At 67.3% G+C, this 899-nt stretch carries 1 protein-coding gene; it reads left to right on the forward strand.

The features are described 5' to 3' along the window. Positions 1-114: 114 nt before the first annotated feature. Positions 115-899 (forward strand): succinate--CoA ligase subunit beta (locus AC1DWF_RS32965; RefSeq protein WP_476842716.1); only part of this gene is annotated, 785 nt, incomplete at its 3' end.

Below are 899 nucleotides of genomic sequence, written 5' to 3' on the forward strand. Positions count from 1 at the left end.
CCGAGGAATACGACTGGAATGCCGCCTCCGCCGAGGCGCTTCGCAATGGCCGTGCCGACTGGTCGCAGTCGCTGGCCACTGGCACAATGGACTGACCCTGAGGATCCCGCACCCATGAACATCCATGAATACCAGGCGAAGGAACTGCTGCGCCGCTATGGCGTGCCGGTCCCCGACGGCCATGTGGCCTGGACGGCCGACGAGGCCGAGGCCGCGGCGAAGAAGCTGCCCGGGCCCGTCTATGTCGTGAAGAGCCAGATCCATGCGGGCGGCCGCGGCGCCGGTCGCTTCGCCGAGGATCCGAACGGCAAGGGCGGCGTGCGCGTCGTCAAGTCCGTGGCCGACGCGAAGGCAGCCGCCGAAGCAATGATCGGCAAGACGCTGGTCACCAAGCAGACGGGCGAGGCCGGCAAGGTCGTCTCCCGCGTCTATATCGAGGACGGCTGCGACATCAAGCGCGAGCTGTATCTCGGCCTGCTGATCGACCGCGCGACATCGCGCCTCACCGTCATGGCCTCCACCGAGGGCGGCATGGAGATCGAGGAGGTCGCCGAGCACCACCCCGAGAAGATCCTGAAGGTGGCGATCGACCCGGCCTCGGGCATCTTCCCCTACCATGCCCGCAAGCTCGCCTTCGGCCTCGGCCTCGAGGGCAAGCAGGTCGGCAGCTTCGTGAAGTTCGTGACCGCGCTCTACGGCGCCTTCCTGGAGCTCGACTGCGCCATCGTCGAGATCAACCCGCTGGTCGTCACCGGCGCGGGCGAGATCGTGGCGCTGGACGCCAAGGTCTCCTTCGACGACAGCGCGCTGTTCCGCCACAAGGACCTCGAGGCCCTGCGCGACGACAGCGAGATGGACCCGAAGGAACTGGACGCCGCCAACCACGAGCTGAACTACGT

The organism is Aminobacter sp. P4_D5, assembly GCF_056401815.1.